Source organism: Methylobacterium sp. SD274 (assembly GCF_017355285.1).
Taxonomy (GTDB): Bacteria; Pseudomonadota; Alphaproteobacteria; order Rhizobiales; family Beijerinckiaceae; genus Methylobacterium.
Genome location: NZ_JADIJP010000061.1, coordinates 1 through 6,395, shown reverse-complemented (window position 1 = coordinate 6,395; position 6,395 = coordinate 1). Strand labels below are relative to the sequence as shown.

At 61.0% G+C, this 6,395-nt stretch carries 7 protein-coding genes; 4 read left to right on the top strand and 3 right to left on the bottom strand.

All coding sequences use genetic code 11. The features are described 5' to 3' along the window. Nucleotides 1-123: 123 nt before the first annotated feature. Nucleotides 124-717 carry a recombinase family protein gene (locus IPV08_RS24100; protein WP_207414351.1) on the top strand — a complete coding sequence of 198 codons (594 nt, stop codon included), beginning with the start codon at nucleotides 124-126 and terminating at the stop codon, nucleotides 715-717. Nucleotides 718-722: 5 nt separating this feature from the next. After that, a complete protein-coding gene (locus tag IPV08_RS24855) occupies nucleotides 723-1,145 on the top strand; it encodes a hypothetical protein (RefSeq protein ID WP_246748223.1) in 423 nt (140 codons plus the stop codon). On the opposite strand, the gene IPV08_RS25000 is transcribed toward IPV08_RS24855, so the two are convergent. From IPV08_RS25000 to IPV08_RS24090, 3 genes are all read right to left on the bottom strand, one after another. Then, nucleotides 1,142-1,375: an HGGxSTG domain-containing protein gene (locus IPV08_RS25000; protein WP_281435368.1), complete on the bottom strand. Its 234-nt coding sequence runs from the start codon at nucleotides 1,373-1,375 to the stop codon at nucleotides 1,142-1,144. The genes IPV08_RS24855 and IPV08_RS25000 overlap by 4 nt on opposite strands. A 22-nt stretch (nucleotides 1,376-1,397) precedes the next feature. Continuing rightward, entirely contained in the window at nucleotides 1,398-2,048 is a 651-nt protein-coding gene (locus IPV08_RS24095) for a hypothetical protein (RefSeq protein ID WP_207414347.1), read from the bottom strand. A 1,741-nt stretch (nucleotides 2,049-3,789) separates the two neighbouring features. Then, nucleotides 3,790-4,128: a hypothetical protein gene (locus IPV08_RS24090; protein WP_207414345.1), complete on the bottom strand. Its 339-nt coding sequence runs from the start codon at nucleotides 4,126-4,128 to the stop codon at nucleotides 3,790-3,792. 240 nt (nucleotides 4,129-4,368) lie between these two features. On the opposite strand from IPV08_RS24090, the gene IPV08_RS24085 reads away from it, so the two are divergent. Further along, nucleotides 4,369-4,812: a hypothetical protein gene (locus IPV08_RS24085; RefSeq protein WP_207414344.1), complete on the top strand. Its 444-nt coding sequence runs from the start codon at nucleotides 4,369-4,371 to the stop codon at nucleotides 4,810-4,812. Nucleotides 4,813-4,925: 113 nt separating this feature from the next. Continuing rightward, the gene (locus IPV08_RS24080; RefSeq protein ID WP_207414349.1) at nucleotides 4,926-6,095 is read left to right on the top strand and encodes an alpha/beta hydrolase; all 1,170 of its coding nucleotides are present in this window, start codon (nucleotides 4,926-4,928) and stop codon (nucleotides 6,093-6,095) included. Nucleotides 6,096-6,395: the final 300 nt, after the last annotated feature.

The following is a 6,395-nucleotide window of genomic DNA, read 5'->3' as shown; positions in this document are numbered from 1 at the left end:
CGTTCATTATCCCGACGAAGGATGGATGCGCTTGGGACACGGGTCGAAACACCCCCGTTTCTGTCGGGAAAATATGACTGGTTTTCTATTGCAGATTAAACGTTCTTGAATCACTATCCCGACATGCTCGTCGGATATGCCCGCGTTTCCACCCTCGATCAGAACCTCGACCTCCAGCGTGATGCGCTGACCAAGGCCGGGTGCGAACGGCTGTTCGAGGAGAAGAAGTCGGGAAAGGCTGGTACCAAGCGGCCTGAGCTCGATGCGGCCCTCGCCTACCTACGCCCCGCCGACGTGCTGGTGGTTTGGAAGCTCGATCGGCTCGGCCGCTCGCTCGTCGAGATGATGCGCACGATCGACAGCCTCCGCACGAAGGAGATCCACTTTCGCAGCCTTACCGAGCAGTTTGATAGCGACACCGCTCATGGTCGCTTCGCCTTGCAGATGCACGGCGCCATGGCTGAGTACTTTCTCGACCTGAACCGTGAGCGCACGATGGAAGGGCTGAAGGCAGCCCTGGCCCGCGGCCGGAAGGGTGGCCGACCGAAGAAGCTCACCGATGCCGATCTCGAAGTCGGGCGCGCCCTGCTGCAATCCGGTACGATCTCGATCGCGGCGATCGCCAAGCGCCTCGGGGTCAGCCGGGATACCTTTTACAGCTACTTCCCCCAAGCCAGGGCACGCAGCCAAGCTGCCGCCGCAGCCAGGGAGACCTGATCGCGATGCCGATCCGGCGTGAGCACCGCTTCTACTACCCGATCGACTGGCCGCAGCTCTCCGCCGTGATCCGCTTCCGACGGGCAGGAGGTGCCTGTGAGGGATGCGGACGGCCGCACGGGCAGACGATCTACCATTTGGGCGACGGACGCTGGTGGGATGCCTCGACCGGCTGTTGGCGTGACGGAGGGGGGCACACTCTCCAAAGCCTCCCGAGCTTCGAGGACCTTGGACGTCTGCGCCCGACCAGGGTGGTGCTCGCAACCGCGCATCGCGACCACGACACCGGCAACAACACGGACAAGAACCTCGCGGCCTTCTGTCAACGGTGCCACATGAACCATGACCGGCCGGAGCACCAACGTCGTCGATGGCGAACCCTTTTCCGGCGTAAGGCCTCCGGCGACCTATTCCGAGGTTCGTATTAGCCAACGCCTTCGGCAGCCCGCCGCATCAGACGAAGCCACTCGCTGAGTTCGCGACGAGTTTCTACTGCTTCGGCTGTGTAGCGCCCGTGTCGATACATACCATTGCGCGGACCCTTCGGTGCACCGGGAGAAGCGCCACCGTGCATGCGGCAGCGGCCATTCGGCATTGCGGGGGAACAGCAGGAACTTCCGCTGCGTGTCCTCGCTCCGCACCTCGGCGAAAGGTGCATCGGCCCGTGCATGGGGTTGCCCTCAGATTTTATCAGGAGCCCCTCCCCCAGGGGATCGAACGCTAACTGCACCGACCACTGCCTGCCCGCCGGCCTCGACCGTGACGCGCTCGACCCTGACCGTATGTTTGCCATCGCTACGGTATCGTTTCAGCGCCTCAATCTGAGTCGTGAAGGTTCGGGCCAGTTTATTGAACGCTCGCTCGGCCCCCTCCTGTTGAGGAAGGTTCTCCACGTGTGCCAAGCGCCGCGCGAATGTCATGGTCGCCAGGTGGACTGCTGCCATCTGCACGGCGAGCATGGCCTCGACCTCATCCCGCGGTTCGATCCCATCGACGACCGAAAGCACGAAATTGATCCCCGCCTCATCGGGATCCCGCCCCTGGCTCGCAACATTGGTGATTTGGCTCAGCAAGCCATTCATGAACGGAAGGCTGGCCGTGCCGAGCGCGTTCAGCAGGTTGACCGTTCCCGTGCCGAGATCGGGATGGTCCGGACCAGTAGAGATACCAGCCTTCCCTTTAGCGACGCGGATGCGAGCAGTCGGCCTTTGAGCGCCGCGAGCAACGTATCGAGTAAGAGCGGCTTTTTCAGCGGGGGTCGGTTTGTAGGGCTCTGTCGCTGCAGGTGGTTGAGGGGAGGCGAGAGCAATCTTCCTTCGAGGTGACGGCATGAGATGATCTCCTATCCGTGCATCGACCGCAGGATCTGTAAATTTGCGTCCCTGATGTGATGGTGGGCTGGGTGGGAGGCATAGCTTCGCCTGCGATCGACGAAGCTTGTAACCTGACGTGCCGGAGCCTGCCGTACTGGTTACATAGATCGATGGACGAAACCCTGTCGGGGAGGCCGGGGTCAGGCGGTCGGCCTTTACTCGCCGCTTCACCTCCTGCGAGGTCTGACGCGGAGCGAACCGGTCAGCACATCGACCTGATGACCGGTTGTCTGTGGGTTCATTCCCACTCCTGCGGCTTCACTCAGCCGCTTGTTGCCGGTGCCGTCCGGCGTATCGCGGGGACCCGGAACTGACCTGGCTAGTCACCCGGCCCACGGCTCCATGAGGGAGCGGGCTATCGTCTCATTTTAGGATTATTCATCAGGTTCATGTTTTGATCAAGCGTAAAATCCGATCTGAGGTACCAGTTCCGGGTAATAAGTCTTTTAGCCTAGGCGAGCCATCGGAATGGTTGGAGCAGCTGCCGTTCCCGAATTGGAACTGGGAGAACGTCTCCCTCAGGGGACATGCCAACTGTGAGGCAATGTGCCGAGGGGGCGATGGCTTCCGGAGAAATGGTCGATCGTTCGCCTCGAACGTTCCGCGGCGCGTTAAGCGAAGGCCGCGGTGAAGAGATCGAGCTGCTTTGACTCCATCGCACGCCGAGCCCGACGGCTTCGACCTTTAAGCTTACGCACTGTCGGGTCGGGAAGCGGGACATTCGCTCTGCCATGAAGGATGGCGCCAACGATCTGGCATCCATCCCCATGGTGAAACACGTACAGGGTATGAGGTCCTGAGCGCAGGATTTCCTGTACCAGCGGCGTGTCTGAAGGAAGGGATTTGAGGGCACGGAGAAGATCGGGCAACCCCGCAACCTCGATCTCCATAGCCCGAAACTCCATACCCCGCGCACCCCAAACCTGTCGCACGACAGCCACGCTGGTGTTTGCAAAAGGTGCATCCAGAAACTTGGCTGCTTCCTCCAGAACGAAGCCAGCCATCGTGTCCCGGGCTTCGATATGCGAAGCGCTGAGGAGTGACGCTGCAAGCTGACGCTTCGTAACCGGCATTGCAGACTCAACCGCTCTCAGGCCCCAACATAACGTCAAGCTCGCACAAGCTAGCCCTGTAAGCGAGCCGGGGTTCCAGCAGGGGGCTTAGGCGTCTTAGCAGTAGGTCCCGCGAAACAAGTCACCCATGGCCTTCCTGCGGAACAGGGTCTGCCAGCGCCTCCGCTGATGCTCGAACCGATTAGAGATCATGTGGCAGCTCTGGTAGAATGCTGCTGACCTCCCGACCGCACGCAAGCCACGATGGGATGTTCGTCCTAGACAGCAATGATCCTGGAGATCGATCTCTAAACGGGTGGTCACGCAGGCGAGAGCGTTTACGACCCCTTCGTAGAGGTGGGAACAACCATGATCGGGGACGAGGAGACTGGCGGCGTCTGCGACGCGATCGAGATCAAATCCGTCTCCATGGCGATCAGACGTTGGGAGCAGGCGACGGATCGGAAGGCAGAGCACGTTCCACGTGGCATAGCGCAGTCCGGTAGCGCGCCAGGCTCATAACCTAGAGGTCCTCGGTTCGAATCCGGGCGTTCCCACCATCGTTCCGGCATTGAATTGCAACCGCAGGGTTGCCGCTTCGGAACTCATCAGAGGGTGGGCTCTCAGACCCAGAGACCCGTCACTTACTATGCAGTACCTAGCCCCTCGCGCCGCCTCCTGATTATGGGTCCATACCAATGCTCAAGCAGGCGTATGGCAGGCATCAGCACAACGATACCGGATGCAACGCCGACAGCCACGACGAGCAGCAGCAGGAACAGGATGCATAGGATGGTTGCGATGTAACCGACTGTGCCAGTGTTTTGGAAGGCTGAAGGCAGCATCGACGGCAGGGCAAATAGGACCCATAGCGATCCAACTACGCCGCCCCACACGACCAGGATAGCAGCGCTGGCGGACGCGCAGAGCGACAAGATTGAAACAAGCGTCGCAATTATTGCTTTCGCGGCCAACGACATCGACATGCCCTACTCGGTTCCGATGGAAGCAGTCGCCCAGTGGTCAAATCCTCTGACGTGATCCGGGTCATTCAGGCGAGAGGTCTCGCCTTAGGCCATACCACACTATCGATCCATCACGTGGCTATAGGCTGACATGGGCCGGGGACCCTGTGGCTTCCAACTCTATACGGGTGGTCGGGGGCCCCAATGTTCCTAGCGCCAGGGTTCAAAAACCCGGTAACAGGGTAACAGGTAACAGCCGGGATGAGCGACGCGAGCGGACCAAAGTTCCTCATCCAAGCCGACTTCGCCCGGAGGCGCGGGGTGTCCCGCAAAGCCGTAAGTGGATGGAAACAGAAGGGCTTACTGGTATTTTCTGATGTAGGTTTGATCGACGTCGAGGCGCCGGAATGGAACCTGGGTCAGCGCCCGGCGAGCTATCTGAGAGGTGTTACCCACCGTCCTATCCGAGCCGTTACCGGTAACACCCCGGTGCATGAGCCCACGGCGCCAGCCACGCCCAAACTGGTCACCTGGCAGAAGCACGGCTCGGCGATGCCGAGGCCCGCGGCCCTGCCGGAGGGTGACGATGATGGTGAGGATGTCGGCCCGCTCGACCCAATCATTTCGAACGTGCAATTCGCTGTTCGTGAGACTGCCGGCTTCCGACACGGAGAGCCACAGCAACCCTATGATGTTGCAAAGTAGCCTGGTGGCGCGTGGGACCGGTGGAACCGCACTTCCAGTCGCACATAGACACTCAGCCCGTTCCGCGCCGATATACACGACAGGGCGCACGAGACGTCTGTGGGAGGATGGCGATGCGGACGTTAGCGCTGCTTGGGGCTTGCGCACTGTTTGGTTTCGCAGTGAGGGCGCTTGCCGAGCCTGCTCCCGTCATCCCTGATGTGCCTGCCGCCTTCAAACCGGCCCAGCGCGAGGGCTACTTCTTCGTCGGCGGTCGCTATGAGACCGTCGACGGGAAAGAGCTCGCCACTGGGCAGATGTTTGTCCAGTTCCACGCCCCGGCCAAGGTCGCTCAACCCTATCCTGTTCTACTGGTGCATGGCACAGCCCAAACCGGGGTTAATTTCCTCGGTACTCCCGATGGCCGGCGCGGATGGGTGGATCACTTCGTCGAGCGCGGCTTTGCCGTTTACGTCGTCGATCAGGTCGGCCGGGGCCGTTCGGGCGACAACCCGGAGGTTTACGGTCCCTACGCTCGACTCGCGCCGAGCGACCTGGAAAGCATCTTCACCGGTCAGGAGCGGTTCGAACTCTTCCCGCAGGCCAAGCTCCATACCCAATGGCCCGGCGGCCCCGGCGTGAAGGGTAATGCCGCCTTTGACCAGTTCTACCTCTCACAGGTGCCGTACATCGCGAATGGGCGGAAGAGCGAGGAACTGGTCAACCCGGCTCTCATCACGCTGTTGGAGAAAATCGGTCCTTCGGTCGTTCTGACTCACTCGCAGGCGGGAGTGTTCGGCTGGGCCGTTTCTGACCAACGGCCGGATCTTGTTAAGGCGCACGTCGCCGTTGAGCCGAATGGGCCGACCTTTTTTGACATCAAGTTCAAGGGCGGCTCTGATTGGTACGAACGGGTTGGCGAGACTCGCGCTCGGCCTTACGGCATCACTCGTGTGCCACTCCACTTCGAGCCGCCCGTGAACTCCCCGGCCGACTTGACAGTCGTGCAAGCTGATCAGCCAGTTCGACCCGACCAGATCCGCTGCTGGCTTCAAGCCGAGCCAGCGCGGCAACTCCCGAACCTAGCGAAGGTGCCGGCTGTCATTGTTACCGGGGAAGCATCGTTCCGGGCGACAATGGACGACTGCACGAGTGCCTTTCTGGCCCAAGCCGGGGCGAAGCCCGATCGTCTCGCACTCGCCGAACATGGCATTCATGGCAACGGGCATATGATGATGCTGGAGGCAAACAATGGGGCGGTCGCCGACGCGATCATCGACTGGATCGTGGCTAAGACGCGCTGATGCCCCCGCGAGGCGTGGTATGGAGTGCGCATGAACCTTTAACCCGCTCCGCGAACGCCAACACGTTCGTGCACCATGCCGAGACGATCCTAGCAGCTACCGATTAGGACAGCGACACGGGGCGGTCAGCACCCAAGCCACTACCGCAACAGGGCCGACTTGCGGTTGATATGATCCACCCCATCGGGGCTGGAACGCCCCGCCCTCTTACAGCTCAAAGCTTCCTTGCGCTGCTATCGAAGCGGGTGTGACATCCTCTAACCGGCCAAGGCCTGCATCTCGGCTACGCCATCACGCAGC